The sequence below is a fragment of the Kitasatospora sp. NPDC059088 genome (genome assembly GCF_042738155.1).
Classification (GTDB): Bacteria; Actinomycetota; Actinomycetes; order Streptomycetales; family Streptomycetaceae; genus Kitasatospora.
Map to the genome: position 1 here is coordinate 1 of NZ_JBHYGR010000133.1, position 26,705 is coordinate 26,705.

18 protein-coding genes, 1 pseudogene and 2 riboswitches are annotated in these 26,705 nt (G+C 73.7%); of the genes and pseudogenes, 7 read left to right on the forward strand and 12 right to left on the reverse strand.

Going from position 1 to position 26,705, the window contains the following annotated elements:
- Positions 1–80 precede the first annotated feature (80 nt).
- The 6 genes and pseudogenes from ACFWXO_RS37385 to ACFWXO_RS37410 form a co-directional block, all read right to left on the reverse strand.
- Positions 81–179, reverse strand: a pseudogene (locus ACFWXO_RS37385) (NAD(P)-binding domain-containing protein); the annotation flags it as partial.
- Positions 176–1,240, reverse strand: a complete 1,065-nt coding sequence (locus tag ACFWXO_RS37390; RefSeq protein WP_380529804.1) for an enoyl-CoA hydratase/isomerase family protein — start codon at positions 1,238–1,240, stop codon at positions 176–178. The pseudogene ACFWXO_RS37385 and the gene ACFWXO_RS37390, both read right to left, overlap by 4 nt.
- Complete coding sequence (locus tag ACFWXO_RS37395) at positions 1,240–2,385, reverse strand: acyl-CoA dehydrogenase family protein (protein ID WP_380529806.1); 1,146 nt, start codon at positions 2,383–2,385, stop codon at positions 1,240–1,242. The genes ACFWXO_RS37390 and ACFWXO_RS37395 overlap by 1 nt, the downstream gene beginning before the upstream one ends.
- Positions 2,386–2,390: 5 nt before the next feature.
- Entirely contained in the window at positions 2,391–3,890 is a 1,500-nt protein-coding gene (locus ACFWXO_RS37400) for a CoA-acylating methylmalonate-semialdehyde dehydrogenase (protein WP_380529807.1), read from the reverse strand.
- A 196-nt stretch (positions 3,891–4,086) separates the two neighbouring features.
- A riboswitch (cobalamin riboswitch) is annotated at positions 4,087–4,278 on the reverse strand.
- Positions 4,279–4,519: 241 nt separating this feature from the next.
- Positions 4,520–4,741 carry a hypothetical protein gene (locus ACFWXO_RS37405; protein WP_380529809.1) on the reverse strand — a complete coding sequence of 74 codons (222 nt, stop codon included), beginning with the start codon at positions 4,739–4,741 and terminating at the stop codon, positions 4,520–4,522.
- 146 nt (positions 4,742–4,887) lie between these two features.
- A complete protein-coding gene (locus ACFWXO_RS37410) occupies positions 4,888–6,279 on the reverse strand; it encodes a short-chain fatty acyl-CoA regulator family protein (RefSeq protein ID WP_380529811.1) in 1,392 nt (463 codons plus the stop codon).
- A 359-nt stretch (positions 6,280–6,638) separates the two neighbouring features.
- On the opposite strand from ACFWXO_RS37410, the gene aceA reads away from it, so the two are divergent.
- From aceA to ACFWXO_RS37440, 6 genes are all read left to right on the forward strand, one after another.
- Positions 6,639–7,934 (forward strand): isocitrate lyase, encoded by a 1,296-nt coding sequence (aceA, locus tag ACFWXO_RS37415; RefSeq protein ID WP_380529813.1) that lies wholly within the window; start codon positions 6,639–6,641, stop codon positions 7,932–7,934.
- A 150-nt stretch (positions 7,935–8,084) separates the two neighbouring features.
- Positions 8,085–9,695: a malate synthase A gene (gene aceB, locus ACFWXO_RS37420; RefSeq protein WP_380529815.1), complete on the forward strand. Its 1,611-nt coding sequence runs from the start codon at positions 8,085–8,087 to the stop codon at positions 9,693–9,695.
- A gap of 27 nt (positions 9,696–9,722) precedes the next feature.
- Entirely contained in the window at positions 9,723–10,634 is a 912-nt protein-coding gene (locus tag ACFWXO_RS37425; protein WP_380529816.1) for a 3-hydroxybutyryl-CoA dehydrogenase, read from the forward strand.
- A gap of 290 nt (positions 10,635–10,924) precedes the next feature.
- Positions 10,925–13,123, forward strand: a complete 2,199-nt coding sequence (locus ACFWXO_RS37430) for a glycoside hydrolase domain-containing protein (protein WP_380529818.1) — start codon at positions 10,925–10,927, stop codon at positions 13,121–13,123.
- Positions 13,120–13,479 carry a hypothetical protein gene (locus tag ACFWXO_RS37435; protein WP_380529820.1) on the forward strand — a complete coding sequence of 120 codons (360 nt, stop codon included), beginning with the start codon at positions 13,120–13,122 and terminating at the stop codon, positions 13,477–13,479. Before ACFWXO_RS37430 ends, ACFWXO_RS37435 begins: the two co-directional genes overlap by 4 nt.
- An 11-nt stretch (positions 13,480–13,490) precedes the next feature.
- Complete coding sequence (locus ACFWXO_RS37440) at positions 13,491–14,219, forward strand: hypothetical protein (protein WP_380529822.1); 729 nt, start codon at positions 13,491–13,493, stop codon at positions 14,217–14,219.
- Between the two features lie 96 nt (positions 14,220–14,315).
- Here ACFWXO_RS37440 and metE read toward each other — a convergent pair whose 3' ends face one another.
- The 4 genes from metE to ACFWXO_RS37460 all read right to left on the reverse strand — a co-directional run bounded on the left by metE (position 14,316) and on the right by ACFWXO_RS37460 (position 23,821).
- Positions 14,316–16,631, reverse strand: coding sequence for a 5-methyltetrahydropteroyltriglutamate--homocysteine S-methyltransferase (gene metE / locus ACFWXO_RS37445; RefSeq protein ID WP_380529824.1), 2,316 nt, complete (start codon positions 16,629–16,631; stop codon positions 14,316–14,318).
- Between the two features lie 177 nt (positions 16,632–16,808).
- A riboswitch (cobalamin riboswitch) is annotated at positions 16,809–16,978 on the reverse strand.
- A gap of 171 nt (positions 16,979–17,149) precedes the next feature.
- Complete coding sequence (locus tag ACFWXO_RS37450) at positions 17,150–19,708, reverse strand: SpoIIE family protein phosphatase (RefSeq protein WP_380529826.1); 2,559 nt, start codon at positions 19,706–19,708, stop codon at positions 17,150–17,152.
- A gap of 56 nt (positions 19,709–19,764) precedes the next feature.
- Positions 19,765–23,157: a HAMP domain-containing protein gene (locus ACFWXO_RS37455; protein WP_380529828.1), complete on the reverse strand. Its 3,393-nt coding sequence runs from the start codon at positions 23,155–23,157 to the stop codon at positions 19,765–19,767.
- Positions 23,158–23,650: 493 nt separating this feature from the next.
- Positions 23,651–23,821, reverse strand: coding sequence for a hydrophobic protein (locus tag ACFWXO_RS37460; RefSeq protein WP_380529829.1), 171 nt, complete (start codon positions 23,819–23,821; stop codon positions 23,651–23,653).
- A gap of 221 nt (positions 23,822–24,042) precedes the next feature.
- Between ACFWXO_RS37460 and ACFWXO_RS37465 the strand changes: the two genes are divergently transcribed.
- Positions 24,043–25,584: a threonine/serine exporter family protein gene (locus tag ACFWXO_RS37465; protein ID WP_380529831.1), complete on the forward strand. Its 1,542-nt coding sequence runs from the start codon at positions 24,043–24,045 to the stop codon at positions 25,582–25,584.
- A gap of 81 nt (positions 25,585–25,665) precedes the next feature.
- Here the strand turns inward: ACFWXO_RS37465 and ACFWXO_RS37470 are convergent, their stop codons facing one another.
- Complete coding sequence (locus tag ACFWXO_RS37470) at positions 25,666–25,908, reverse strand: hypothetical protein (RefSeq protein ID WP_380529833.1); 243 nt, start codon at positions 25,906–25,908, stop codon at positions 25,666–25,668.
- Positions 25,909–26,041: 133 nt separating this feature from the next.
- Positions 26,042–26,446: an SsgA family sporulation/cell division regulator gene (locus ACFWXO_RS37475; RefSeq protein ID WP_380529835.1), complete on the reverse strand. Its 405-nt coding sequence runs from the start codon at positions 26,444–26,446 to the stop codon at positions 26,042–26,044.
- Between the last annotated feature and the right edge of the window lie 259 nt (positions 26,447–26,705).

Below are 26,705 nucleotides of genomic sequence, written 5' to 3' on the forward strand. Positions count from 1 at the left end.
GGTGCGCGCGCCCGCCCCCGCCCCCCCCCCCCCCCGCCCCCCGCGGGCGGCCCCCCCCCCCGCCCCCGCCCCCCCCCCGAGAGGTCGTAACCGGTCACCCGGTGACCGGCCTTGACCAGGTTGGCGGCCATCGGGCCGCCCATGTTGCCGAGTCCGACGAATCCGATCGCGAGGGTCACCAGCGCTCCAGGGGTGTGGTGGCGGCGAGGCCGAGTTCACGCTCGCCGAGCGGGGCGAAGTAGCGGGCCACGACGGCGTCCTCGACCTCGGCCAGGGTGGCCGGGTGCCAGCGCGGCGAGCGGTCCTTGTCGATCACCTGGGCCCGGATGCCCTCCGCGAGGTCCGGGGTGGCCAGCGCCGCGCAGGAGATCCGGTACTCCTGGTCGAGCACCGCCTCCAGCGGGCCGAGCGCCCGGGCCCGGCGCAGGGCGGCGAGCGTCGCCTTCACGGCGCTCGGGGAGTTGGCCGCGATCCGGTCGGCGGCCGCCTTCGCCTCCGGTTCGCCGCTGTCGCCGAGCCGGTCGAGGATCTCCTCGACGGAACCGGCCGCGTAGCAGCGGTCGATCCAACCGCGCTGCCCGGCCAGCGGACCGGGCGGCGCGGCGGCGACGTGCCGTTCCAGGGCGTCGTGCACGGGCCGTTCGGCCAGGTCGTCCAGCAGCGCCGGGAGGCGTTCGGCGGGCACGTGGTGGTCGGCGAGCCCGCAGAGCAGGGCGTCCGCGGCGCCGACGGAGCCGGCCGTCAGGGCCAGGTGGGTGCCGAGTTCGCCGGGGGCGAGGGCGAGCAGGTAGGTGCCGCCGACGTCGGGGACGAAGCCGATCCCGGTCTCCGGCAGGGCGATCCGGGTGCGTTCGGTGACGATCCGGACGCTGCCGTGGGCGGAGACGCCGACTCCGCCGCCCATCACGATGCCGTCCATCACGGCCACGTAGGGCTTGGGGTAGCGGGCGATCCGGACGTTGAGGTGGTACTCGTCGCGCCAGAACTCCTCGGCGGCGCCCGGGTCCCCGCCGGTGGCGGCACGGTGGATGGCCACGATGTCGCCGCCCGCGCAGAGCCCGCGCTCCCCGGCGCCGGTGATCACCACGGTGGCCACGGCCGGGTCGTGCTCCCAGTCGTCCAGGGCGCGCGCGATGCGCCGGACCATGCCGTGGGTGAGGGCGTTGAGCGCCTTGGGGCGGTTGAGGACGATCAGCCCGGCGCGGCCCTCGCGGTGGACCAGGACCTCCTCGGCACTCATCAGGCGGCTCCGATCAGGCCGCGGGCGACGATGACGCGCATGATCTCGTTGGTCCCTTCCAGGATCTGGTGCACCCGCAGGTCGCGGACGATCTTCTCGATGCCGTACTCGGCCAGGTAGCCGTAGCCGCCGTGGAGTTGGAGCGCCTGGTTGGCCACCTCGAAGCCGGTGTCGGTGGCGTGCCGCTTGGCCATCGCGCACAGCTGCGGTGCCCGCCGGTCGCCCCGGTCCAGGGCCGCGGCGGCCCGCCAGAGCAGCGCCCGGGCGGCCTCCAGCTCGGTGGCCATGTCGGCGAGCCGGAACTGCAGCGCCTGGGCGTGCAGCAGCCGGGCGCCGAAGGCCTCCCGGTCGGCGAGGTGGGCGGTGGTGCGCTCCAGGGCGCTCTGGGCGCCGCCGAGCGAGCAGGCGGCGATGCCGAGCCGGCCGCCGTTCAGGCCGGCCATGGCGATCCGGAAGCCCTCGCCCTCGCCGCCGAGCAGGCGGTCGGCGGGCAGCCGGACGCCGTCCAGGACGACCTGGCGGGTGGGCTGGGCGTTCCAGCCCATCTTCCGCTCGTCGGGGCCGAAGGAGAGCCCCGGGTCGTCCCGCTCCACCACGAAGGCGGACACCCCGGAGGCGCCCGGGCCGCCGGTGCGCGCCATCACCACGTACACCCGGGCCGCGCCCGCGCCGGAGATGAACTGCTTGACGCCGTCCAGCACCCAGTGGTCGCCGTCGCGCACCGCCCGGGTGGCGAGCGCGGCGGCGTCGGAGCCGGCGCCGGGTTCGGTGAGGCAGTAGCTGCCCAGGTCCTCGGCGGTGCAGAGTGCGGGCAGCCAGCGGTGGCGCTGGTCCTCGCTGCCGTAGCGGTCGACCATCCAGCCGACCATGTTGTGGATGGACAGGTAGGCGGCGACGGACGGGCAGCCGCCCGCCAGTGCTTCGAAGACCACCACGCCATCCAGCCGGGAGAGTTGGGAGCCGCCGACGTCCTCCCGGACGTAGACCCCGGCGAGGCCGAGGTCGGCGGCCTTGCGCAGCACGTCCACCGGGAAGTGCTTGGCCTGGTCCCACTCGACCGCGTGCGGGGCCAGGTACTCGGCGGCGAAGGCTCCGACGGCCTCGGCGATCGCGGCCTGGTCCTCCGTCAGTTCACTGGTGTGCACGGCGTTCACCCCATCGTCGGCATGGTGAAGCTCGCGCCCTCCTTGACCCCGGAGGGCCAGCGCGAGGTGACGGTGCGGGTGCGGGTGTAGAAGCGGATCGAGTCCGGACCGTGCTGGTTGAGGTCGCCGAAGGCGGAGCGCTTCCAGCCGCCGAAGGTGTGGTAGGCGATCGGCACCGGGATCGGCACGTTGACGCCGACCATGCCGGTGTCCACCCGGCGGGCGAAGTCCCGGGCGGTGTCGCCGTCCCGGGTGTAGATGGCCACGCCGTTGCCGAACTCGTGCTCGCTGGGCAGCCGCAGCGCCTCCTCGTAGTCGGCGGCGCGGACCACGGTGAGCACCGGGCCGAAGATCTCCTCGCGGTGGATCCGCATGTCCGGGGTCACCCGGTCGAACAGCGAGGCGCCGAGGAAGTAGCCGCCCTCGTGGCCCTCAAGGCGGAAGTCCCGCCCGTCGACGACGAGTTCGGCGCCCTCCCGGGCCCCGAGGTCGAGGTACCCGCGGACCCGCTCCAGCGCGTCGGCGCCGACCAGCGGGCCGAAGTCGGCAGCCGGGTCGTCCGAGCGGCCGACCTTGAGCGCGGCGATCCGCTCGACCAGCTTGGCCACCAGCGCGTCCGCGGTCTCCTCCCCCACCGGGACGGCCACCGAGATCGCCATGCAGCGCTCCCCCGCCGAGCCGTAGCCGGCGCCGATCAGCGCGTCGGCGGCCTGGTCGAGGTCGGCGTCCGGCATCACGATCATGTGGTTCTTCGCGCCGCCGAAGCACTGCGCCCGCTTCCCGTGGGCGGCGGCCGTCGCGTAGACGTACTGGGCGATCGGGGTGGAGCCGACGAAGCCGACGGCCTGCACCCGCTCGTCCTCCAGCAGGGTGTCCACCGCCTCCTTGCCGCCGTTGACCACGTTGAGCACGCCCGGCGGCAGCCCGGCCTCCAGGAACAGCTCGGCGAGCCGAAGCGGCACCGACGGGTCCCGCTCGGAGGGCTTGAGAACGAAGGAGTTGCCGCAGGCCAGCGCGGGTGCGGCCTTCCACAGCGGGATCATCGCCGGGAAGTTGAACGGCGTGATGCCGGCGACCACGCCGAGCGGCTGGCGCATCGAGTAGACGTCGATGCCGGTGCCGGCGTTGTCGGTGAACTCGCCCTTCAACAGGTGCGGGATCCCGGCGGCGAACTCCACCACCTCCAGGCCGCGTTGGAGGTCGCCGTGGGCGTCGGCCACGGTCTTGCCGTGCTCGGCGGAGAGCAGCCGGGCCAGCTCCTCCTTCTCCTGCTCGACCAGTTGCAGGAAGCGCAGCAGCACCCGCGCCCGCCGCTGCGGGTTCCAGGCCGCCCACCCGGGCTGGGCCTGGGCGGCGTCGGCGATCACCGCCTCGACCTCGGCCCGGTCGGCCAGCGGCACCCGGGCCTGCACCCGGCCGGTGTTGGGGTCGAAGACGTCGCCGTAGCGGCCGGACGTCCCGGCGACGCGCTTGCCGCCGATGAAGTGGGTCAGTTCGCGGACCATCGGTTCCTTCTCTCGTCACGGGTGGGGAGAGGAGGAATGGAGAGAGCACGCCGCGGCATCGGACGTACGGTCGTACGCCGTCGCGGCAGGCGTAAAGTGACGAACCGTCAGGAGCGATGGGCCCCGACGGTCGGCAGCACGGCAGCGGAGCGGGAACAGCGGCCCGGAGTCATGCGTGTCGTCTCCATCCTCGTGGAAAACACGGATCATCCGCGGCCGGTATCCTGACTCCCGGATCCACGCCCGCCCCCTGGCCTTCCCGGCTGGCTGCCAGTGGCCGTCATCTGCGAGGACGAACTCCCCGGTCACAGTGGCGGGACCGTGCCGGACTCACACCGGCTTCCCTGACACCGCGGACCTGCCGTCGACCATATAGTTGGACGTCCTAGCAAGTCCAGACCCACCGCCGCGCGGCGCGGGCCCGAGCGGTCACAGGGGCACGACGGGTCACAGGGCCAGGACGGGCCGGTGGCGGTCGAGCCAGAGCGCGAGGTCGACCACGCGTTCCTGTAGAGCGAGGTGTCCGTGTCCCCGACACCGATCGGCGAGTCCCGGGCCGCGACCACGGCCCTTCGCCGGACCGGCGGCGGGTCATCGGACCGCCGCCCCCGGGCGCCGTTCGATCGCGTTCAGCCGGCCGAAGCCGCGGAGAGGTCCAGCAGTCCCTCCTTGGCCTGGCGCACCAGGTCGCGGAACTGGTCCTCGCTCATCCGGATCTGCTGACCGAAGTCGTCGGTGATCCTCACCCGCCGGTCCACCGGGGCCTCCCGGTCCAGGAACACCTGGGGGCAACCGCAGTTGCAGTTGCCGCAGAACGTCGCGAAGGGCTGTGGCGTCTCGTCGCCGGCCATCCGTCCCACCTCACTTCCGCCCGTGGTGCACGGGGCTTCCGGGCTGGCGATGCCCGCCGCCCAATGTCACCAAACCCGATGGCAGGAAGGGTGGTTGTACTCGTCCGACGGCCCTCCGGGGGCTGCCTCGCCCCGTGCGGCACCGCTCAGGAGGACGCCGGGTACGGGACGAAGGTGCTGGTGTGCTCGTCGACGGCCAGCGGGCGGCCGATCGCCGGGGCCGAGCGCTGGGCGCAGGCCGGGCGTTCGCAGACCTTGCAGCCCAGGCCGATCGGGGTGGCGGCGGCCTCGTCGGTCAGGTGGAGGCCTGCGGAGTAGACGAGGCGGGACGCGTGGCGGAGTTCGCAGCCGAGGCCGATGGCGAAGGTCTTGCCGGGTCGGCCCCAGCCGCCGGGCGAGCGGGTGACGGCGCGGGCCGTCCACAGGTAGCGGCGCCCGTCCGGCATGGCGGCGACCTGGACGTGGACCCGGCCCGGGGCGGCGAAGGCGTCGTAGACGTTCCACAGCGGGCAGGTGCCACCGGTGCGGGAGAAGTGGAAGGGCGTGGCGGACTGCCGCTTGGAGACGTTCCCGGCCCGGTCGACCCGGACGAAGGAGAACGGCACCCCGCGCAGGCCGGGGCGCTGGAGGGTGCTGAGGCGGTGGCAGACCGTCTCGTAGCCGACGCCGAAGTGGTCGGCGAGGTGCTCGATGTCGTAGCGGGCGGACTCGGCCTCGGCGTGGAAGGCGGCGTAGGGCAGGACGAGGGCAGCGGCGAAGTAGTTGGCCAGGCCGATCCGGGTGAGCGAGTGCGCGGCCGAGCCTTCGGGGCTGTCCTGGGCGGCGAGTTCGGAGAGCAGCGCGTCGTGTTCCAGGTAGCCGAGCTGGGTGGCCAGCCGGAAGGCCTGCTGGCCGGGGCGCAGCCGGTCCGACAGCCGCAGGGTCCGGGTCCGCGGCTCGTACCGGTGCAGCTGCTCCCCGCCGGAGGCGAGCCGTACGCCGTGTACGTCGGCCAGCCGTTCGGCCAGCACCGCCCGCACCCCGCCGCGCCGCAGCCGGATCTCGCCCGCCAACTCCTCGGCGGCGGTGTCGAGTTCATGGACGTAGTTCTGCCGGCGGTAGAAGAACTCGCGGACCTCCTCGTGCGGGGTCCGGGTGTCGGCGGCCGGGCCCCGGTCCCCCGCGAGGACGGCGAGCTGCTCGGCCAGGGTGCGACGGCCGCGCCCGAGGTCGGTCAACAGCCGTGCCACGGCGGGCAGTCGGGTGGCGACCTCGTCGAGGTCACCGGGGGTGATCCGGCCGGCCGCGAGCTCCTCGCCGAGGCCGTCGCGCAGTTCGGCGGCGAGCCGGGCGCTGTCCGGCGGGGCGAAGTACCCGGCCTCCACGCCGAACGCCTCGGTGAGCCGCAGCAGGACGGGGACGGTCAGCGGGCGGGCGTCGTGCTCCAGCTGGTTGAGGTAGCTGGGCGAGAGGTCGATCATCCGCGCCGTGGCGGCCTGGCTCAGTCCGCGTTCCTCCCGGAGCCGGCGCAGCCTGGCCCCGGCGAAGGCCTTCCCCATCGCCCCGCACCTCCGTGTCCGGCCGTCGGGTCGGGCCGGTGCGGCGCAGCCTAGCCGCAACGCCTCCGGGCAAGCCTTCGCAAGCTTCGCGGATTCGCCGGGCGGGCTTCGCGGAACTTGGCACGGCTCCACCGGTGACGGCGGCCGCGTCGGCTGCCAGAGTCGGTGCTGCGGCCGGGAGGCGCCCAGAACGGTGGCGAACGGGCAGGTCAACTGCCCTGACCTGTCGTCCGGGTGACCACGTCCCGCGGTGTTCCACCGCTGCCCGGCGCCACCCGGCCGCCCTCTCGCCACGTCGTGAGAGGTCGCTCACATCCTTCGCAACGTCCTTCGCAGAGCATCCCCGGGAGTCGATCACCATGACCCAGTCGGTTCGGCAGCAGCAGGAGCAGCAGGCGGCGGAGCTGGCCGCCCGGTGGGCGTCCGACCCCCGCTGGGCCGGCATCGAGCGCACGTACGGCGCGGCGGACGTCGTCCGGCTGTCCGGTACGGTGCGCGAGGAGCACACCCTGGCCCGGCGCGGCGCCGAGCGCCTGTGGAAGCAGCTCCACGAGCAGGACTACGTGCACGCCCTGGGCGCGCTGACCGGTGGTCAGGCCGTCCAGATGGTCAAGGCCGGGCTCCAGGCGATCTACCTGTCCGGCTGGCAGGTCGCGGCCGACGCCAACCAGGCCGGCCAGACCTACCCCGACCAGAGCCTCTACCCCGCCAACTCCGTCCCCCAGGTGGTGCGTCGGATCAACAACGCGCTGCTGCGCGCCGACGGGATCGACGCCGCCGAGGGCACCGACGGCGGCCCGGACTGGCTGGTGCCGATCGTCGCCGACGCCGAGGCGGGCTTCGGCGGCCCGCTGAACGCCTTCGAGCTCACCAAGGCCATGATCGCGGCCGGCGCCGCGGGCATCCACTACGAGGACCAGCTGGCCTCCGAGAAGAAGTGCGGCCACCTCGGCGGCAAGGTGCTCGTCCCCACCGCCCAGCACGTCCGCACCCTCAACGCGGCCCGCTTGGCCGCCGACATCGCCGACGTGCCGACCCTGGTCGTCGCCCGCACCGACGCGCTGGCCGCCAACCTGCTCACCACCGACGTGGACGAGCGCGACGCCCGCTTCTGCACCGGCGAGCGCACCGCCGAGGGCTTCTACCGGGTCGAGCCCGGCATGGCGCCGGTGATCTCCCGCGGCCTGGCCTTCGCCCCGTACGCGGACCTCATCTGGGTGGAGACCGGCACCCCGGACCTCGCCCAGGCCCGGGAGTTCGCCGAGGCGCTCAAGGCCGAGTACCCGGACAAGATGCTGGCCTACAACTGCTCGCCCTCCTTCAACTGGAAGGCCGCCCTGGACGACGACCGGATCGCCAAGTTCCAGCGGGAGTTGGGCGCGATGGGCTACCGCTTCCAGTTCATCACGCTGGCCGGCTTCCACGCCCTCAACCACTCGATGTTCCAGCTGGCCCGCGGCTACGCCGAGCACGGCATGACGGCCTACGTCGACCTCCAGGAGGCCGAGTTCGCGGCAGTGCCGGACGGCTACACGGCCGTGAAGCACCAGCGCGAGGTCGGCACCGGCTACTTCGACCAGGTCTCCACCGCGCTCAACCCCGACGCCGAGACCCTGGCGCTGAGCGGCTCCACCGAGGCCGAGCAGTTCCACTGATCCTCCGGTCCCCGCCCGCCCGGTGGGTTCGGTCGTCCACCCACCGGAGCGTGCCACCCCGGCGGCCCGTACGGCGGAGCGAGGGAGCTCCGTGCCGCCCACCCGCCCGACCCGCCCGACCCGCCCCCGCCTGCTTCCCTGGAGAACCGGATGAGCCAGTCCCGTCGCGTCGAGGTCCTCGGAGAGCCCGAGGACCGCTTCGAGGAGGTCCTCACCCCCGAGGCCCTCGCCTTCCTCGCCCGGCTGCACGACGGGTTCGCCGCCCGCCGCACCGAGCTGCTCGCCGAACGCGCGCGCCGCGCCGCCGAGTTGGCGTCCGGCGACACCCTGGACTTCCGCCCCGAGACCGCCGCCGTCCGCGCGGACGCCAGCTGGCGGGTGGCCGGCGCCGGCCCCGGCCTCACCGACCGCCGGGTGGAGATCACCGGCCCGCCCGAGCGCCGGATGGCCGTCAACGCCCTCAACTCCGGCGCGAAGGTGTGGCTCGCGGACTTCGAGGACGCCACCTCCCCCACCTGGCACAACCTGGTGACCGGCCAGCTGAACCTGGCCGACGCGATCGAGCGCCGGATCGAGGAGACCACCCCGGACGGCAAGCACTACTCCGTCGGGACCGACCCGGCCACCATCGTGGTCCGCCCGCGCGGCTGGCACCTGGACGAGGCCCACTTGCTGATCGACGGCCGCCCGGCCGTCGGCGCCCTGGTCGACTTCGGCCTCTACCTCTTCCACTGCGGCCGGCGCCAGATCGAACGCGGCAGCGGCCCGTACTTCTACCTGCCCAAGCTGGAGAACCACCTCGAAGCCCGGCTGTGGAACGACGTCTTCACCGCCGCCCAGGCCGAGTTGGGCATCCCGTACGGGACGGTCCGCGCCACCGTGCTGATCGAGACCATCACCGCCGCCTTCGAGATGGACGAGATCCTCTACGAACTGCGCGACCACGCCGCCGGGTTGAACGCGGGCCGCTGGGACTACCTGTTCAGCCTGATCAAGAACTTCGCCCAGCACGGCCCGCGTTACGTCCTGCCGGACCGCGCCACCCTCACCATGACCCAGCCCTTCCTGCGCGCCTACACCGACCTCCTCGTGCGCACCTGCCACCGGCGCGGCGCCCACGCCATCGGCGGGATGGCCGCCGCGATCCCCCAGCGCGACCCGGCCGCCAACGCCGTCGCCCTGACCAAGGTGCGGGCCGACAAGGAGCGGGAGGCCGGGGACGGCTTCGACGGCTCCTGGGTCGCCCACCCCGGCCTGGTGGACACCTGCCGCACCGCCTTCGACGCCGTCCTCGGCGCGTTCCCGCACCAGCTCGACCGCACCCGCGCGGACGTCGAGGTCACCGCCGACGACCTGCTGGGCGTGCACCGGCTGTCCGCCGGCCTGCCCACCGACCAGGGGCTGCGCGCCAACGTCGCCGTCGCCCTGCGCTACCTCACCGCCTGGCTCGGCGGCGCCGGCGCCGTCGCCGTGTTCGGCCTGATGGAGGACGTCGCCACCGCCGAGATCGCCCGCTGCCAGATCTGGCAGTGGCAGCACCACTGCACCCGGCTCACCGGCGGCTCGCTCGCCACCCCGGACCTGGTGCGCCGGCTGATCGACCGCGAGCGCGCCGCCCTCCTCGCCGAGGGCGTCGACCCCGAGCTCCTCGACGCCGCCGTACGGGTCCTCACCGAGACCTCCCTCGGCGACGAACTGCCCGCCTTCCTCACCACCGAGGCCTACGCCCGCCACCTGGTCCGCGTGCGCGCCACGGCCTGAGCCACACCACCACGGAGGCACCGCACCATGAACGACATCCGAACGACCGAGCTCCCGACGGACGAGACCCGAACGAACGAGATCCGCCGCGTCGCCGTCGTCGGCGCCGGAAAGATGGGCGCGGGCATCGCCGAGGTCTTCGCCCGCGCCGGCCTGGACACCGTCGTCTGCGAGAAGGACCGGGCCGCGCTCCGGGCCGCCCGCGGCCGCATCGACCGCTCCCTGCACCGCGCCGTCGACCGCGGCCGGATCGACCCGGCCGAGCGCGAGTCCTCCTGGGCGCACCTGCTGTTCGCCGACGACCCGGCGGCGCTGGCGGACCGCCAGCTCGTCGTCGAGGCCGTCGTCGAGGACGAGCACGCCAAGACCGAGGTGCTCACCACCCTCGACAAGGTCCTCGTCGACGACGGGGCGATCCTCGCCACCAACACCTCGTCCATCCCGGTCACCCGCCTCGGCATCGCCACCGGCCGCGCCTCGCACGTCCTCGGCCTGCACTTCTTCAACCCGGCGCCGGTGATGCCGCTGGTCGAACTCGTCTCCTCGCTGCACACCGACCGCACCGCCCTGCGCCGGGTCGAGGCCTTCGCCCGGGACGCCCTCGGCAAGCACGTCATCCACTCGCGCGACCGGGCCGGCTTCGTCGTCAACGCCCTGCTGGTGCCCTACCTGCTGTCCGCGATCCGGATGGCCGAGGCCGGCCACGCCACCCCGGAGGACATCGACGCCGGCATGGTCCACGGCTGCGCCCACCCGATGGGCCCGCTCGCCCTCGCCGACCTGATCGGCCTGGACACCGTCGAGGCCATCGCCCGCTCCCTGTACGACGAGTACAAGGAGCCCCTCTACGCCCCGCCGCCACTGCTCTCCCGGATGGTCGAGGCCGGCCTCCTCGGTCGCAAGAGCGGCCACGGCTTCCACCCCCACCGGACGTCCTGACCCCGGATCACCGGGCCCGAGAAGAGCACCGGGCCGCGCCGGGCCGAACCAGGCCGAGCCGAGCAGAACCAAACAGCAGGTCAATTCTCCCCAAAGCCCTGGTAAAGTTCCTCCTCGTGCCGCAACGGGGGGACCGCGGCCGTTTCCAGGGGGGGCATCACCGCCGGCCTCGTTCCACCGGACCGCCACGGTGGCGGAGGTGCCGCCCTGCTCGCGCCCGGCCGCCCCGCGGTCTCCCCCGTGCCCCGGAGAGGGGTGGCGGCGCTCCACCGGAACACGGGAGACAGCTCATGGCTGACGAGATGGTTCGTCTGGCTCAGAAGTTCATCAACACGACCTACAACAGCGGTGCCATGCTCGGCATCTCGAAGCTGGAGGAGGACGGCCGCACCGGCTGGCCGACCATGTACGCGCTGACCCGCGCGCTCCAGTACGAGATGGGCATCACCGCGCTGTCGAACTCCTTCGGCCCGACCACCCTCTCGACCCTCCAGGCCAAGTACCCGAGGCTCGACGAGTCGACCGTCCCGTCCGCGAACTTCTGCCGTATCCTCCAGGCCGCCCTGTACTGCAAGGGCTACGACGGCGGCGAGATCGACGGGAAGTACAACGACCGGGTGAAGGCCGCGGTCGGCAGGCTCAAGACCCACATGGGCCTGGAGTCGGTGTTCCCGGGCAGCGCCCTCGAACCCAAGGTGGTCAAGGGCCTGCTCACCATGGACGCCTACGTCACCGTCAACGGCGGCACGGACGGCGTCCGGGCCATCCAGCGGTGGCTGAACGGCCGCTACGTCAACCGCAAGGACTTCTTCGTCATCCCCTGCGACGGGCACCACTCCCGGGACGTCGCCAAGTCCATGCTGCTGGCGATCCAGTACGAGCTGGGCATGGCCGACGGCACCGCGAACGGCGCCTTCGGCCCCGGCACCCAGGCGGGGTTGAAGGGCCGCACCCTCACGGTCGGCGCCACCGGCACCTGGCCGACGCTGTTCACCGCGGCGATGATCCTCAACAAGCGGGACGTCCCGCTCGGCGACTTCACCGCCACCGTGAAGAGCGGCGTGGAGGCCTTCCAGTCCTTCGTGAAGCTGCCGGTCACCGGCGCGGGCGACTTCCAGACCTGGGCCTCGCTGCTGGTCTCCTACGGCGACCAGAGCCGCCGGGGCACGGCCTGCGACGGCGTCACCAAGATCACCCCGGCCCGCGCCCAGGCGCTCAAGGACGCCGGCTACCAGTACATCGGCCGGTACCTCTCCAACGCCTCGACCACCAGCCTGCCGGAGAAGCAGATCCAGCCGGGCGAGCTGGCCACCATCAAGCAGTACGGCCTGCGCTGCTTCCCGATCTACCAGACCTGGAGCCGGTCGGCGGACTACTTCGGCTACGAGCAGGGCAACAACGACGCCTTCCGCGCGGTCGAGTGGGCGCGCTTCCACGGCTTCAAGCCCGGCACCACCATCTACTTCGCCGTCGACTACGACGCGATGGACGGCGAGGTCACCGCCAAGATCGTCCCGCACTTCCGGGGCGTCCACCACACCATCAGCGAGAACTCCCCGTACCGGGTGGGGATCTACGGCCCGCGCAACGTCTGCCAGCGGGTCGCCGACGCGGGCTACGCGGAGACCAGCTTCGTCTCCGACATGTCCAGCGGCTTCTCCGGCAACCTCGGCTACCCGATGCCGACCAACTGGGCCTTCGACCAGATCGCCACCATCACCGTCGGCTCGGGCGCGGGCGCCATCGAGATCGACAACAACATCGCCTCCGGCCGGGACACCGGCCAGGGCGACTTCGACCCGGGCCTGCCCAGCGTCGCCGGGCTCGACGTGGACCTGGACAAGACCGCCTACCGCGACCCGATGCTGCGCGACGTGCAGAAGTACCTCACCTCGATCGGCGTCCCGGAGACCGGCGGCTCCGGCTGGACGGACTCCGACTGGGTCACCCTCGGCGGGGTCTCCACCACCAAGGCGTACGACCTGGTGCTCAGCGCGGACTGGCTGTTCACCGCGCTGGCCCGCGAGTTGAAGCTGCGCAAGGCCCTGATCCAGGCCCCCGTCCTGTGGGAGCTGCGCAAGCTGAACCCGCTCGACGCGGTCTCCGACGCCGGCGTCCGCAACGGGATCCTGGAGGACTGCAGCACGGGCTGGGGCCAGATCTTCGCCCGGGTCGCCATCGCCGCCCGCAACTACTGCCTCAAGGAAGGCCTGATCAACGGCTCCCCGCTGGCCGAGCCCAACCTGCGGGAGGTCTGGGACAAGCTCCAGGACCCGGCCTACAACATCCGCTCGGTCGCCTACCTGACGGTCTACAACGCCCACCAGCTCAAGATCGCCCGCCCCGACCTGACCACCGGCCCGGCCGACACCCAGGCCCTGCTCGCCCGGTACAACGGCCTCGGCGAGGACGCCCAGCAGTACGGCCGCGAGCTGATCGGCCTGTACAACGTCCTGGAGGGCTACAACCTGCTCTCCCGCACCAAGTGAGCTCCGCTGCCCCGGCGGACGCCGAACGGCCCCGGGACTACTCCCCCACCGCCGCCGTCGTGAACCTCCTGCTGGGGGTGCCCGGCATCGTCCCGGTCTGGCTGCTCTACTACTTCGCCGCCAACTGGCCGCTCGCCGCGCTCGGTTGGACCAGCCGTGAGCCGACGGAGAACGACGGTGTCCTGCCGTGGCTGCTGCTGCCCGGCCCCCTGGTGCTCGGCTCCGCCGTCCTGTGGTGGTTCGCCAACCGCGCCCTGCGGCGCCGCACCGCCCCGCACGGCCGCCGCGCGGTGTACTGGCCGACCAGCGTCCTGCTGACCCTGGTGCCCACCTTCGTGCTCATCGTCGTCCTGTAGGAGAAAGAGAGTTGGAAAACGTGCAGACCACCGTCACCCGGCGCACCGTCACCCGACGGACCGCCGTCCGGGGCGCCGCCGTCCTCGGCGCGGCCGCGGCCACGGCCGCCCTGCTCCCGGGCACGGCCTCGGCCGCCCCGGGCACCACCCCGCCGCAGGCTCCCGGGCTCCCCGAACGGAAGCTCCCCACCAGCGCCAACGGCTGGACGATCGAGAAGGAGGCCAACCACGTCTCCACCGTCTGGACCCGCCAGGTCGCCGGCACCGGGCTCTCGGTCGACCTCCGGATCGGCGACGTCGAGGAGATCCTCGTCCACCTGATCCGGCGCTTCCACTACGAGGTGGAGGAACTCCCCGACGGCGACCTGCTCGGCTGGCAGGAGATCGGCGGGCTGCGGACGGCACTGCCGGAGTCGAACCTCGCCTCCGGCACCGCCGTCCGCATCCGCCCCGGCGCCTCGGCCAAGGGCGGCCTCTTCGCCCACCAGGAACTGGTGCTGCGCGACATCCTCGCCGACTGCCAGGGCGTGGTGCGCTGGGGCGGGGACGACGACGAGGTGGACGAGTCGCTGTTCTACCTCGCCCTCGGCCCGCAGGACCGCCGGGTGAACCGGCTCGCCGACCGCCTGCGCGGCTGGGCCGAACGCCCCGGCTCGGGCGCCGGCACCCCGGTGGACGTGGCCTCCCCGGACCGCCGCACCGAGGCGAGCACCTTGGCCCGCACCCAGCGCGCGGGCTGACCACCCCACGGGGGCGGGCCCGGCAGCCGTGCCGCGCCCGCCCCCGAACCCGTCCGATCGGCCCGCCTGATCAGCCCATCTGATCAACCCGCCCGATCAGCCCGCGAGTTCGGCCCGCAGGCGGCGGGCGGCGGCGACCAGGCTTTCCAGCGAGGCGCGGGTCTCGGGCCAGCCGCGGGTCTTGAGGCCGCAGTCGGGGTTGACCCAGAGCCGCTCGGCGGGGATCGCCGCCAGTCCGGCCCGCAGCAGCTCGACGGCCTCCTCGGTGCTCGGCACCCGCGGGGAGTGGATGTCCCAGACACCCGGGCCGACCTCGCGCGGGTACCCGGCGGAGGCCAGTTCCCCGGCGACCTCCATGTGCGAACGGGTCGCCTCCAGGGAGATCACGTCGGCGTCGAGTTCGTCGATCGCGGTCATGATCGCGCCGAACTCGGCGTAGCACATGTGGGTGTGCACCTGGGTGTCGGCGCGCACGCCCGAGGTGGCCAGCCGGAAGGCCTCGGTGGCCCAGTCCAGGTAGGCCGGGCGGCCGGCGGCGCGCAGCGGCAGGGTCTCGCGCAGGGCCGGTTCGTCGACCTGGACGACGGCGGCGCCCGCGGCCTCCAGGTCGGCGACCTCGTCGCGCAGGGCGAGGGCCACCTGCCGGGCGGTCTCGGCGAGCGGCTGGTCGTCGCGGACGAAGGACCAGGCGAGCATGGTGACCGGGCCGGTCAGCATGCCCTTGACCGGGCGGTCGGTCAGGTCCTGGGCGTAGCGGAACCAGTCGACGGTCATCGGCTGCGGGCGGGAGATGTCCCCGGCCAGGACCGGCGGCCGGACGTAGCGGGTGCCGTAGGACTGCACCCAGCCGTGCCGGGTGGCCAGGTAGCCGGTGAGCTGCTCGGCGAAGTACTGGACCATGTCGTTGCGCTCGGGCTCGCCGTGCACCAGGACGTCCAGGCCGGCCTTCTCCTGGTAGGCGACCACCTCGCGGACCTCCGCCTCCATCCGCTCCCGGTACGCGGCGGCGTCGATCCGCCCGGCGGTCAGGTCGGCCCGGGCGACGCGCAGTTCGGTGGTCTGCGGGAAGGAGCCGATGGTGGTGGTCGGCAGCAGCGGCAGTGCGAGCCGGGCCCGCTGGGCCGCGGCCCGTACGGGGTAGGGCTGGGCGCGCCGGGCGTCGCCCGGGGTGACGGCCGCGGTGCGGGCGCGCACGGCCGGGTCGCGGGTGATCGGCGAGCTGGCGCGGGAGGCCAGGTCGGCGCGGTTGGCGGCGAGTTCGGCGGTGATCGCGCCGGTGCCCTCGCGCAGGGCGCGGGCCAGCAGCGCGGTCTCGGTGGCCTTCTGCTTGGCGAAGGCGAGCCAGCGGGCGATCTGCGGGTCGATGTCGCGTTCGAGGGTGGCGTCGATCGGCACGTGCAGCAGCGAGCAGGAGGGCGCGACGTCGACCCGGTCGGCGAGCCCGAGCAGGGTGGCCAGGGTGGCCAGCGAGGCGCCCAGGTCGTTGATCCAGATGTTGCGGCCGTCGATCACCCCGGCGACCAGGCGCTTGCCGGGCAGCCCGCCGACGGCGGCGAGGTCCGCCAGGTTGGCGGCGGCCGGTCCGGTGAAGTCCAGCGCCAGGCCCTCCACCGGGGCCTTGGCCAGCACCGCCAGGGCGTCGCCGAGGCGGTCGAAGTAGCTCGCCACCAGCAGCTTGGGGCGCTCGGTCGGCGCGCCCAGCTCGCGGTAGGCCCGGGCGGCGGAGTTCAGCTCGGCCGGGGTCCGGTCCTGGACCAGCGCGGGCTCGTCCAGCTGCACCCACTCCGCACCGGCGGCCCGGAGCGCCGCGAGCAGTTCCGCGTAGACGGGCAGCAGCCGGTCCAGCAGGGTGATCGGCTGGAAGTCGGGGGCCACCCCCGGCGCCGGCTTGGCGAGCAGCAGGTAGCTGACCGGCCCGACCAGCACCGGACGGGCGCCGTGGCCGAGCGCGAGGGCCTCCCTGAGCTCGGCGACGGCCTTGGCCGGGTTCGCGGCGAAGGCGGTGTCCGGCCCCAACTCCGGGACGAGGTAGTGGTAGTTGGTGTCGAACCACTTGGTCATCTCCAGCGGAGCGACGTCCTGGTTGCCGCGCGCCATGGCGAAGTAGCCGTCCAGCGGGTCGGCGTCGACCGCCGCCCGGTGCCGCGGCGGGATCGCGCCGACCGCCACGGTGGTGTCCAGGACGTGGTCGTAGAGCGAGAAGTCGCCGGTCGGGACCTCCTCGATACCGGAGTCGGCGAGCTGCTGCCAGTTCCCCCGGCGCAGGTCGGCGGCGGTGGCCAGCAGCACCTCGGCGGTGACGGCGCCCTTCCAGTACCCCTCGATCGCCTTCTTCAACTCCCGGCCCCGCCCCTGGCGGGGGTAGCCGTGGGCGGTGGCGAGGGTCGCCGCGGCTGCGGACTTCGTGGTCAAGGGACTCTCCTTCGCGAGTCTGGTTCCTCAAGTGCCCGGCGACGGGGACGAGGACGCGAAGGGACGACGGACCGGACGGGCCCCCGCACACGGGTACGGCTCCGCCAGGTGTGGTCGCCGACCCGCCCTCGAGGTCACCGGATGGCCGGGCGCGAACGGTCGCACCCGGGCAGTGGCAGGTCTTCGGACTCGCGGGCCCGCCCGTCCTCCTCAAGGACCGGCACCTACTGGCCGTCGCTTCCCAGACCCGAACCGGGCCCAGTGCGTATGACGGCGGTCGTTCCCACTCACCGCTGCGGGGCAGTCCCGGACTGGCCAGTTGAAAGGCGTCACCGGGTTCCCTCTTACGACACCCCGCCTGGCGGACGGGGCGAACCAGCTGCACCCGCCACCCTACGGGCAGCCCGCCGCTTTCCGGCCGGAGAACCGCACAACCGTCCACATGATGAGACGGCGTCAGCCTCCGACGACCTCGGCCTGCGACCGGGGTCAGCCTCCGGCCGCTGCGACGGCCCGGGTCAGCCGACCGCCACCCCGACCAGGCAGGTGTCGTCGTCGGTGTCGGCACCGCTGTACTGCAACAGGTGGTCCAGGTGCCCCTCGAGGCCGTCCCCACCCTCGGCGGCCAGCCGGTGCGCCCGCTCGGCGAGGGTCGTCAGGTTGCTCAGCGACGCCTGGAGGGACTCGTCGCGGCGCTCGATCAGCCCGTCGGTGTACATCACCAGGGTGTCCCCGGGCCGGAGCACGATCTCCTCCTCCTGGTAGTCCGCCTGGTCGACGGCGCCGAGCAGGATCCCGCCGAGCTGCGGGAGGGTCCGCGCCCGGCCCTCGCGCAGCAGGACCGGTGGCGGGTGGCCAGCGCGGGCCCAGCGCAGCCGCCGGGTGGCGGGTTCGTAGAGCCCGCAGACGGCGGTGGCGGTCACGTTGTCCGTGAGGTGGTGGGTCACGCTGTTCAGCCAGTTGAGCAGTTGGCCCGGTCCGGCACCGGTGGCGGCCAGGCCGCGCAGGGCGTTGCGCAACGCGACCATGCCGGTGGCTGCCTCGATGCCGTGCCCGGCGACGTCGCCGACGCAGATCAGGACGTCGCCGGTGGGCAGCACGAGGGCGTCGTACCAGTCGCCGCCGACCAGGTGGTCCTTCTCGGCGGGGCGGTAGCGCACCGCCACGTGCAGGTCGTGAAGGTCCAGCGGCCCCCGGGCGGGCGGCATGATGGCGTGCTGGAGCTGGAGGGCGAGGCGGCTGCGCTCGGCGGCCTGCTGCTCGCTCTGGGCGAGCTGGTCGCGGGTGGCGGCCAGGGCGACCTCGGTCCAGTGCTGGGCGGAGATGTCCTGGTAGGCGCCGCGGACCACACGCAGTCCGCTGTCCGGGTCGTGCACCGGTTCCGCCACCACCCGGATGTGCCGGGTGACCCCGTCGGCGCGCTGGAGGCGGAAGGCGGTGGAGGCGGGCCGCCGGTGGTGCAGCAGCGTCCGCAGGAAGCGGCCGATGGTCTGCCGGTCGTCCGGGTGGGCGTGCTCGGCGAGCTGGTCGAGGGCGATCGGCCGGTCGGTCGGCGCGAGCCCGTGCAGCTCGAACAGGGTTTCGTTCCAGTCGATCCGACGGGTCGCCAGGTTCTCCTCGAAGCCGCCGATGCGGCCGAGGCGTTGGGCGTGCTGGAGCAGTCGGGCGACCCGCGGGGTACCGTCGTCGAGCCGCCAGACGACCACCAGGTGGGTGCCGTGCCGGCTGATGCCCACCTGGGCCCGGGCGGTCAGCGGCACCCCGTCGACCAGGGCGGCCAGCCGCATGTCCTGGGTACGGAAGGGCTCGCCGGTGGCGAAGACGTGCTCGACCATCTCGGCCAGACCGCCCGGTGCGGCCGCCAGCGGGTAGGCCTCCAGCAGTCGGCGACCCACGATGGCCACCGTCGGCCGGCCGGCGAAGTCCGCGAAGGACGGGTTGACGTGCCGGATCACGAACCGGGGCGGGAGTCCGTCGTGGTCCGGGGCGAGCCGCAGGACCAGGCAGGGGTCGAACAGTCCGTCGGCCAGCTGCCGCAGTTCGTCGAACTGGGCGTCCGCGGGATCGGTGGCGGAGAACTCCCGTCCGTCCCAGGACTCCAGGGTGGCGGCGGCCACCTCGGCGAGCGCCTCGAACTGCCGTTGCAGGGGCTGGGAGCGCTCGGGGAGTTCCTCGTTCCAGCAGAGCTCCAGCACGCCGATCAGCCGGCCGCCGACCCCGGCCGGCACGGCCAGCCGACCGCCGCGGACGTCGTGCTGGCCGATCGAGGGCAGCGAGGCGTCGGCGAGCACGGGGTAGGCGACGGTGCCTCGTTCGTCCAGCGCCCGGCGGGCCGGCGTGGGCACGCCCGGGGGTACGTGGCGCCAGCGGCGGGCCTCCTCCGGCTGGAACCCGGCGCTGCCCGCGAGGGAGAGCGAGAGGTCGGGATGGGCGGCCCAGACGGCCACCGCGGCCACGCCGAGCGGCCGCAGGGCGTGCTCCAGCATGGAGCGGGCCGCGCTCTCGGCGTCGCCGCCCGCGACAGTGTCGGCCTCGATGCTGCGCAGCCGGCGGGCGACCGGGTCCGTGGTACGGACGGCCGTACCGGCGACGAAGTCGCGGGCGAGTGCGGAGATCCGGTCGCCCGCCCCCGGGTTGACCAGGTCGGCGGCCAGCGCCAGGGTGGTCACCCCGGCCTGCTCGGCGAGGCCCTCCAGCTGGCGGGCGGCCTCGGTGGGGCCGCAGCGCAGCCGTTCCACCAGGACGCCGACGGCCAGCTCGACCACGGCGCGGCCCGCCGAGTCGGCCTGGGCCTGGTCGAGTTCCCGGCGCAGCCACTCCACCGTGCTGGCGAGCCGGCCCATGGCGGTCGCCGTCGGGTCCGGGTCCGGGTCCGGGTCCGGGTCCGGGCCGCCCGGGGCTGCCGGGCGGGCCGTCGGTTCCGGACCGTACGACGGGGACGCCTCGCCGGGCGGGGCTGCGTCGCCGACCGGCTGCGGACCGGCCGGGGTGCGCTGGGCGCCGACCCTGGGCAGGACGGTGGCCGGGTCCGCCGCCCGAGCGCGATCGGCTGCGGGCTGCTCCGGTGGGTGCTGCACGGTGGTGGGCTCCTGGGTCGTGGACGGCGGCTCCGGACGGCGACTCCGGACGGCGGCTACCGGGTGAGGTGGTGGGTGATCCGGTTGATCACCTCGTCCGCGTCCACCGGCTTGGTGATGTAGTCGCTCGCCCCTGCGGCCAGGCTCTTCTCCCGGTCGCCGAGCATCGCCTTGGCGGTCACGGCGATGATCGGCAGCCCCTCGTGCTCGGGCATCGCGCGGATCGCCGCGGTGGCCGTGTACCCGTCCATCTCGGGCATCATCACGTCCATCAGGATGACGTCGATGCCGGGGTGGGCGGTCAGCGACTCCAGGGCGGCGCGCCCGTTCTCGGCCTGGAGGACCCGCATCCCGTGCAGTTCCAGGATGCTGGTGATCGCGTACAGGTTGCGGTCGTCGTCGTCGACCACCAGCGCCGTACGCCCGGCGAGGGCCGGCCCGGTGGCGGGGCTCCAGGCCTGGACCCGGTCCCCGTCGCGGACCGACGGGAGCGCGCCGCCGGGGTGGTCGGCGCTCATGTGGAGGGCGATCCGCTCGCGCAGTTCGTCGAGGCTGGCGAGCAGTTCCAGCGGTCGCCCGCCTGGGCGGGTGACCGCGTCCGGGTGCTGGACGGCGACGCTCCGGTTGTTGTGCGCCAGCACCGGCACGGTGTGCAGCGCCGGGTCGCCCTCCATCTCGGACAGCAGGGTCGCTGCCGTGCCGTCCGGTAGGTCCAGTTCCAGGACGACGCAGTGGCAGGGGGCGGTGGCCAGCGCGGTGGCGGCTTCCTGGGCACCGACGGCGGTGATGATCTCGACCTCCCGGTGCCCGGCGGAGTAGCGGGCGAGGTCGGCGACGGCGTTCTCCGCCACCAGGGTCAGCAGCCCGCTGGGCCGCCCCTCGACCACCAGGAGCCGACGCGGCCGGCCCGCGGACGAGCGGTCGGCCGGTTCGTGGGCCTGGTCCGCGGCGGGCCGTGCGCAGACGCCGTCGTTCGGCTCCACGGCCGCCGTCGGGGCCTCGGGGACGGCGACCTCCGCGTGGACCACGGGCAGGTAGAGGGTGAAGACGCTGCCCCGGCCCAGGCTGCTCTCGACGGTGATCGCGCCGCCGAGCAGGTAGGCGATCTCCCGGCTGATGGACAGTCCGAGGCCGGTTCCGCCGTACTTGCGGCTGGTGGTGCCGTCGGCCTGCTGGAAGGCCCCGAACACGGTCTCCAGGTGCTGGGGCGCGATGCCGATCCCCGAGTCGGTGACCCGGAAGGCGAGCACCGGCACGCCGCGCCGTACGCCGTCGGGGAGTTCGGCCGCGGTGGCGGGCTCGATCCGCAGCTCGACCCGGCCGTGCTCGGTGAACTTGACGGCGTTGGACAGCAGGTTGCGCAGCACCTGCCGCAAGCGGTAGTCGTCGGTGCGCAGTTCGCCGGGGACCCCGTTGGCGGTGCGGACCGCGAAGGCGAGGTTCTTCTGCCCGGTCATCGGGCGGAAGGTGGCCTCGACGTAGTCCAACAGGGTCTGCAGCGGTACCGCGTCGACGCTGAGGTCCATCTTCCCGGCCTCGACCTTGGACAGGTCGAGGATGTCGTTGATCAGCTGGAGCAGGTCGGAGCCGGCCGAGTGGATGATGCCGGCGTACTCGACCTGCTTGGCGCTCAGGTTGCGGGTGGGGTTCTGCGCCAGCAACTGGGCGAGGATCAGCAGGCTGTTGAGCGGGGTCCGCAGTTCGTGGCTCATGTTGGCGAGGAACTCGGACTTGTACTTCGAGGCGAGGGTCAGCTGGTGGGCACGCTCCTCCAGCTCCTGGCGGGCCTGCTCGATCTCCAGGTTCTTGGTCTCGATGTCCCGGTTCTGGGCGGCCAGCAGCTCCGCCTTGTCCTCCAGTTCGGCGTTGGAGAACTGGAGCTCCTCCTGCCGGGCCTGCAACTCGGCCGACCGGGCCTGGAGTTCGGCGGTGAGCCGCTGGGACTCGCCGAGCAGCTCGTCCGTCCGGGCGTTGGCGATGATGGTGTTCACGTTGACGCCGATGGTCTCCATCAGCTGGTCCAGGAAGTCCCGGTGGACCTGGGTGAACGGCAGTACGGAGGCCAGCTCGATGACGCCGAGGACCTGCCCCTCGACCACGATCGGCAGCACGATGAGCGACAGCGACTCGGTGCGGCCGAGGCCGGAGGAGGCGGCCAGGTAGCCGGGCGGCAGGGCGCCCACCGCGATGGTCCGCCGGCTGCGCGCCGCCTGGCCGACGAAGGACTCGCCCAGCCGGAAGCGGGTGGGCCGCTCGCCGTCGGGGAACGCGTAGGAGCCGACCAGTTGGAGCACCGTCCCCCCGCCGCCGTCCTCGGCGAGGTAGAACGCGCCGCACTGGGCGCCGACCAGCGGGGCGAGTTCGTCCATCACGGACTCGGCGACGACGCCCAGGTCGCGTCGGCCCTGCATCAGCGCGGAGAACCGGGCCAGGTTGGTCTTCAACCAGTCCTGTTCCTCGTTGGCGCGGGTCGTCTCGCGCAGCGACTCGACCATGAAGTTGACGTTGTCCTTGAGGTCGGCGACCTCGCCGGAGGCATCCACGGTGATCGAGCGGGTCAGGTCGCCGGCCGCGACGGCGCTGGTGACCTCGGCGATCGCCCGGACCTGCCGGGTCAGGTTGCCCGCCAGCTCGTTGACGTTCTCGGTGAGCCGCTTCCAGGTGCCGGAGACGCCCCCGACCTTGGCCTGCCCGCCGAGCCGGCCCTCGGTGCCGACCTCCCGGGCCACCCGGGTCACCTCGTCGGCGAAGGAGGAGAGCTGGTCGACCATCGTGTTGATGGTCTCCTTCAACTCCAGGATCTCCCCGCGCGCGGTGACGGTGATCTTCTGCGAGAGGTCGCCCTCGGCCACCGCGGTGGCCACCTGGGCGATCGCACGGACCTGGCCGGTGAGGTTGCCCGCCATGGAGTTCACCGAGTCGGTGAGGTCCCGCCACGTCCCCGAGACGCCCTCGACCTTGGCCTGCCCGCCGAGCCGGCCCTCGGTGCCGACCTCCCGGGCCACCCGGGTCACCTCCCCGGCGAAGGAGGAGAGCTGGTCGACCATCGTGTTGACGGTGTTCTTCAACTCCAGGATCTCGCCCCGGGCGTCGACCTCGATCTTCTGCGTGAGGTCGCCGCGGGCCACCGCCGTGGTCACCTGGGCGATCCCGCGCACCTGGAAGGTGAGATTGCCGGCCATCGCGTTGACCGAGTCGGTGAGGTCCGCCCAGGTGCCCGACACGCCCGGCACCTTGGCCTGCCCGCCGAGCCGGCCCTCGGTGCCGACCTCCCGGGCGACCCGGGTCACCTCCGAGGTGAAGTGCGACAGCTGGTCGACCATCCCGTTGAACACCGAGGCGATCTCGCCCAGCAACCCGTGCTCGTCGTCGGGCAGCTTCGTGCTGAAGTCACCGTCCCGGACGGCCGTCAACCCGGCGAGCAGCTGGCGCAGTTCGGGCTCGTTCACCAATGCCGTCTCCGGCTCGCCCGCTGGGCGCTGCCGTGGGCCGTCGGTCGTGGTCGGGACAGCCATCGAACGTCGCCTCCGTAGAACGCGGGGCCTCGGCCCGGCATCCGGTCGTGAACACCGCCGGGCGGACCCGCCCTTGCCCGGACGCGCCCCCCGAGTCGGAGGGTGCCCCCAGGCTCTGAAACCCACCGCCCGCTACCCCCGGACACCCCCCCCCCCCCCGCGGGCGCCCCCCCCCGCGGCGGGCGCCCCGGCCCCCCCCGCCACCAGGCCGGGAGAAGCCGCCGGAGACGCCGGCCCGGCCCTCCACCGGACCTCCACGCGACCGGGGCGCACCACCCCGTCGGGCGGGGGTACCGGAGGTCCCGTCATACCGTCGCACGGGAGCCGCTGCGGGCCCGCCCGCCTGGGCGCAAGGACAACGGGGCCGCCCGACCGGACGGCCCCTCGGCGCGGAGCGGCCGACCGCCGCCGGCCGCTCCGTGAGCGGCTACCAGCGGTACCAACGGCCCCGCGCGCCGGTCGACGAGGTCCCTCGGGCGACGAAGCCGAGCAACCAGACGACCAGCACGATGACGGCTGCCCACCAGAGCACCTTGAGAGCGAAGCCGGCACCGAACAGGATCAGTGCGAGCAGAAGCACCAACAGCAGCGGGAGCATGTCCGGCCTCCTCGGTCGGGGTTGTGTGCCCGGCCTTCTGCCCCCGGATCGCGAAAGAATGCCCCGGTTCGCGACATGCCCGGGCACCCACCCGACAGCCGACTCCGTCAGGGCGCGCGGATCTTTCCGCACTCCGGGTGTGACGTTCACGAAGTGATGGCCTTGGGTAGTCGAATGGAAGCCGAAAGTAGCCGAATCTGGGGGGTGGTCAGGGAGCGACGATGCCGGAACACGAGGAGAGCGGTGCGCGGGCCGACACGGGCGGGCCGAGCGCGCCGGACGGGCCGCGGGTGCCGCCGCAGGGCGGACCGGGCGCAACGGAGGAGGGCGATCCCCTCTCCGGAAGACCGCCCCGGCCCGCGGGCGGCGCGGTCCGCTGGCCGGAGCAGATGCTGCCGCTGCTGCGTTCGCCGAACTCCGCCCACCCGGCGGCCGGGCACGGCGAGGAGGAGGACGAGGGTGCGGCCGATCCGGGGCCCGCCGTGGTCGCCGCCGTGCTCGGACTGACCCTGCTGGTCGGCGAGTTGATGCTGACCTGCGGTGAGGGCGCCGAGGACGTCGAAGCGGCCATGCTCGCCGTGGCGCGAACGTACCGGGTCCGTCCCTGCGACCCCCAGGTCGCCTTCACCCGGGTCGCGATCTCCTACCTACCGGGGCAGGGCGACCCGCCGGTGACGGCCGAGCGCTTCGTCCGCCGCCCCACCGGGGACTACGCCGGGCTGGCCGCGCTGTTCCGGCTGGTCACCGAGATCACCGCGGGCGGGCTCGCCGTGGACGACGCCCACCGACGACTGCGCGCCGTGCGCCGGCACTGCCGCCACTACCCGGCCTGGGTCCTGGTGCTCTCCTCCGGACTGCTGGCCGGCGTCGCCACCCTGCTGGTCGGCGGCCGGGCCGACGCCCGGGCCTGGCTGGTGTTCGTGAGCGCCGTGGTCACCACCATGGTGGGCGGTCTGCTGGCCGCCCGGGTCGAACGGCACGACCTGCCGGAGTTCTACCGGATCGCGGCCGCCGCGACCCCGGCCGCGGTGGTCGGCATCCTGATGTCCTTCAACCACCTGCAGCTGCGCGGCTCGGTGGTGATCACCGGCGGGCTGTACGCGCTGCTGCCCGGCTGGCCGATGGTCGCGGCCGTGCAGGACGGCCTCGCGGGCTTCTACCTCACCGCCGCCGCCCGGCTGCTGGAGGTGCTGTACCTCCTGGCGGGCGTGGTCGTCGGGGTGATGACCGTGCTGTACATCGGGGTCAACAACGGCGCCGACCTGGCCGCCCAGAGCGACCCGGCCGCCCCCGCCAACCCGCCGCTGCAACTCGCGGCCGCCGTCCTGCTCGCGCTGACCTTCGCGGTGCTGCTCAACACCGAGCCGGCCACCCTGCCGGCCGTCCTGGTCAACAGCGCCGCGGGCTGGACCACATACTCCGTGCTGGCCGACGCGGGCGCGGAGCCGATCATGGCCACCGGACTGGCCGCCGTCCTGGTCGGCCTGTCCGGCCAGCTGATGGCCCGCCACCGGGGCAGCTCGGTGCTGCCGTACGTCACGGCGGCCCTGGGGTCGCTGCTGCCCGGTTCGCTGCTGTACTTCGGGCTGCTCGCCTTCGTCCGCGGCGAACCGGAGGCCGGGCTCAGCGGCCTCGGGCACGCCACCGCCACCGCGCTGTCCCTCGCCATCGGCGTCAACCTGGGCCGGGAGGCGGCCCGCCTCTTCCTCCCGGCGCGGCCCTCCCCCGCGCCCGCCCGGCCCCGGGGCCGCCACCGGCGCTGAGGCCCGGCCGAGGTGCGCCGGAGGACGTCCGCCCACGAACCGGCCCGGCCCGTCTGCCGCTCCTCCGGTCGCCGGGCGCCCTCACCGGCCCGGAGGGCGCTCGTCGGGCCGCTGCCCGAGCCCGCGCGGGCCGGTGCCGTCGGGAGTGTGCCAGATCTCCGCGCGGGCGGCCCCCCGCTCCGTCCGCAACCGGCGACGGCGGGCCAGACGGTGGCCGCACCAGGCGAAGGCTCCGATGAGCAGCGCGGCGACGAGCAGGGACAGCAGCAGGACGGCCGGCCAGGGGGCTACGCCGGCTGCGGCCGTGATCGCTGGTGCGGTCATGTGTGTGCTCCGCTCCGTCCGGTTGCCGTCGTGCCCGGCCCTTCCGGCTACCCCGTCCGACCCGGCCCATGCGCGGTCGTGCCGGCACGGTCGGCCCCGCACGGTCATCCCCGCACGGTCGGCCCGCTCGGGGTCAGGGGAGCAGCCGCGCGAGGACGGCGTCGACGTCCAGGTGCTCGGACTCGCGGCCGGCCGGCACCAGGGCGAAGGCGTCGAGGAGGAACGCGGTCACCGCCTCCGAGGGCACGCTGATGACGGCCCTGCCCTCACGGCTGCGCAGCGTCACCAGGGTCCGCCCCCGCGGCCCGGGGGCGACGGTCACGTCCCCGTGCCCGGCCGGCGCGTGCTGCCCCTCGTGCAGCAGCTCCCGGGCGAAGAACCAGCGGACCTCCTCGTCCCCGTCGTCGACCGGCGGGAAGGCCAGGCAGATCGCGTACGGGAGCGAGGCGTCGAACCGGAGATGTGCTTCCAACGAGACGTGCGGAAAAGGGCCCTCGGGCAGGGTGACGGCGGTGGGGCGGCAGGTGGCGACGGACATGCGGACAGCTCTCCATTCGGTGACCGAGGGGTTCGGGGTCGTCCGTCACGGCGTTGAGCACCCGACGGCGGCAGCGCTCGGCTACCCTCTCCGGGCCGGTCCACCGCCCCGGATCGCCATGGATTCCGCGCCCGTTGCGCACTGCTCCCGCGAACATTCCCCGCATGCGCACGTCCGGCAACCGCCCCGCGGGGGGGTCCGGCGGGGTTGCGGGGGGGGGGTGGGCGGGGGGGCCGGCGGGGGCCCCGCCGGCCCCCCC

Coding starts and splice junctions, on each gene's coding strand:
- ACFWXO_RS37390 (WP_380529804.1), bottom strand. CDS start 1,240: ATGAGTGCCGAGGAGGTCCTGGTCCACCGCGAGGGCCGCGCCGGGCTG.
- ACFWXO_RS37400 (WP_380529807.1), bottom strand. CDS start 3,890: ATGGTCCGCGAACTGACCCACTTCATCGGCGGCAAGCGCGTCGCCGGG.
- ACFWXO_RS37405 (WP_380529809.1), bottom strand. CDS start 4,741: ATGGCCGGCGACGAGACGCCACAGCCCTTCGCGACGTTCTGCGGCAAC.
- ACFWXO_RS37410 (WP_380529811.1), bottom strand. CDS start 6,279: ATGGGGAAGGCCTTCGCCGGGGCCAGGCTGCGCCGGCTCCGGGAGGAA.
- aceA (WP_380529813.1), top strand. CDS start 6,639: ATGACCCAGTCGGTTCGGCAGCAGCAGGAGCAGCAGGCGGCGGAGCTG.
- aceB (WP_380529815.1), top strand. CDS start 8,085: ATGAGCCAGTCCCGTCGCGTCGAGGTCCTCGGAGAGCCCGAGGACCGC.
- ACFWXO_RS37425 (WP_380529816.1), top strand. CDS start 9,723: ATGAACGACATCCGAACGACCGAGCTCCCGACGGACGAGACCCGAACG.
- ACFWXO_RS37430 (WP_380529818.1), top strand. CDS start 10,925: ATGGCTGACGAGATGGTTCGTCTGGCTCAGAAGTTCATCAACACGACC.
- ACFWXO_RS37460 (WP_380529829.1), bottom strand. CDS start 23,821: ATGCTCCCGCTGCTGTTGGTGCTTCTGCTCGCACTGATCCTGTTCGGT.
- ACFWXO_RS37465 (WP_380529831.1), top strand. CDS start 24,043: ATGCCGGAACACGAGGAGAGCGGTGCGCGGGCCGACACGGGCGGGCCG.
- ACFWXO_RS37470 (WP_380529833.1), bottom strand. CDS start 25,908: ATGACCGCACCAGCGATCACGGCCGCAGCCGGCGTAGCCCCCTGGCCG.
- ACFWXO_RS37475 (WP_380529835.1), bottom strand. CDS start 26,446: ATGTCCGTCGCCACCTGCCGCCCCACCGCCGTCACCCTGCCCGAGGGC.